Origin of the sequence: Streptomyces sp. WAC04114 (assembly GCF_019733245.1) — a bacterium.
GTDB classification, from domain to species: Bacteria; Actinomycetota; Actinomycetes; order Streptomycetales; family Streptomycetaceae; genus Streptomyces; species Streptomyces massasporeus_A.
Genome location: NZ_JAIGQA010000398.1, coordinates 1 through 763 on the forward strand (window position 1 = coordinate 1; position 763 = coordinate 763).

Genomic DNA, 763 nt, shown 5'->3' on the forward strand with positions numbered 1-763 from the left:
CACCCCCACCCCGCGTCAGGCAAAGCGCACGCACACCCCCACTCACCTCACAGCTCTCGCTGCACCGCGCCCGCCCGGTCCAGCAACCCCGTCCGCGCCGCCAGCGCCGCCGCCTCCAACCGCGAGCCCACGCCCAGTTTCATCAGCACCCGCTGGACGTGCGTACGCGCCGTCGACGGTGCGATGCCCATGCCCGCCGCGATCAGGCGGGTGTCCTCGCCGTCGGCGACGCGGACCAGGACCTCCACCTCCCGCGGCGTGAGCATCTGGAGCAACCGCTGGCCCTCGTCGTCCGGTTGGGCCGCCGGGTTGAGCAACTCGCTGAACGCCCCCTGCAGCAGCTGCGGCGCCACCGCCGCCTCCCCCGACCGCGCCTTCATGATCGCCCGCTCGACACCCTCTATGCGCTCATCGTGCCGGACGTACCCCGATGCCCCCGCCGCGAACGCCGCCGCGATGCCCCGAGGGCTCGGCACGGGCCCCAGCACCAGCACCGCCACCTGCGGCCGCTCCCGCTTGATCTTCACCACCGGGTCGAAGATCCCCGGCTCCGCCGGCGTCGCCGTCCCCAGCAGGCACACCTCCGGCGCCCGCGTGATCACCAGCTCCGCCGCCCCCGCGGCCGGCGCCGCCGCGGCGAGCACCCGGTGCCCCCGCAGCTTCAACGCCGAAGCCAGCGCCTCGGCCAGCAAACGGTGGTCGTCGACCACCATGAGCCGCACTCCCATCGAGCAACCCCCCAGTCACCCCAGCCCCCCATGGA

The 763-nt window shown here is 74.3% G+C and carries 1 protein-coding gene; it reads right to left on the reverse strand.

Annotation, left to right across the window (positions count from 1 at the left end):
• Window positions 1–47: 47 nt before the first annotated feature.
• On the reverse strand, window positions 48–728 hold the full coding sequence (locus tag K4G64_RS39420; protein ID WP_221760642.1) for a LuxR C-terminal-related transcriptional regulator: 681 nt from the start codon (window positions 726–728) through the stop codon (window positions 48–50).
• Between the last annotated feature and the right edge of the window lie 35 nt (window positions 729–763).